This is a genomic window from Vibrio sp. 378 (assembly GCF_033339435.1).
The window spans coordinates 1-890 of sequence record NZ_JAWOUO010000272.1 but is presented as its reverse complement, the minus strand read 5'-3'; the positions used below and the strand labels follow the sequence as shown (position 1 = coordinate 890).

Sequence of the window (890 nt, the reverse complement as noted above, 5' to 3'; positions counted from 1 at the left end):
GGCGGACAAAGTCATCGAGTGGCACTTTGCTGATAGTGCGTCGGCAGAGAAGCCATACGCTGCAATGTTTGGCGAAATTGTTCAGAAAACAGCGGACATGATTGCTTACTGGCAAGCGTATGGGTTTGCTCATGGCGTGATGAACACCGATAACATGTCAATTCTCGGGCAAACCTTTGATTACGGGCCATTTGGTTTTCTCGACGATTATGAACCGGGGTACATTTGTAACCATTCTGATTATCAGGGGCGTTATGCGTTCGAGCAGCAACCGCGAATTGCCCTGTGGAATCTTTCTGCTTTGGCACATGCCTTATCACCGCTCGTCGAACGAGAAGATTTAGAACAGGCACTGAGCCAATTTGAAGGGCGTTTAAGCCAGCAGTTTAGCTGCTTGATGCGCAGTAAGCTGGGTTTGAAAACAAAAATTGCAGAAGACGGACGTTTGTTTGAGTCGATGTTTGAACTGCTTAATCAGAATCATACCGACTACACGCGATTCTTTAGAGCGTTGTCCAACCTCGATAAACAGCCAGCGCAAGAGGTCATCGATTTGTTTATTGACCGGGAAGCCGCCCAAGCTTGGCTTGATTTGTATTTGGCTCGATGTGAGCTGGAGGTAGATGAAATTGGTGAGCCGATTTCAGCCGAGCAGCGTTGTGAACAGATGCGCCAAGCCAACCCGAAATACATTCTTCGCAACTACCTTGCGCAATTGGCTATCGATAAAGCTGAGGAAGGGGATTTCAGCGAAGTTCACCGTCTTGCTGAGATACTTCGCCACCCATATGATTCGCAACCAGAGTTTGAAGCGTATGCCAAACTGCCGCCAGAGTGGGGGAAAAAGATGGAGATCAGCTGCTCCTCATAAATGGGTCATTTTCCACCCA

1 protein-coding gene is annotated in these 890 nt (G+C 48.2%); it reads left to right on the top strand.

Annotated features, from left to right (window positions below):
* A partial coding sequence (locus R7Q48_RS25645) for a protein adenylyltransferase SelO family protein (protein ID WP_318132979.1) occupies nucleotides 1-871 on the top strand: 871 nt, incomplete at its 5' end.
* Between the last annotated feature and the right edge of the window lie 19 nt (nucleotides 872-890).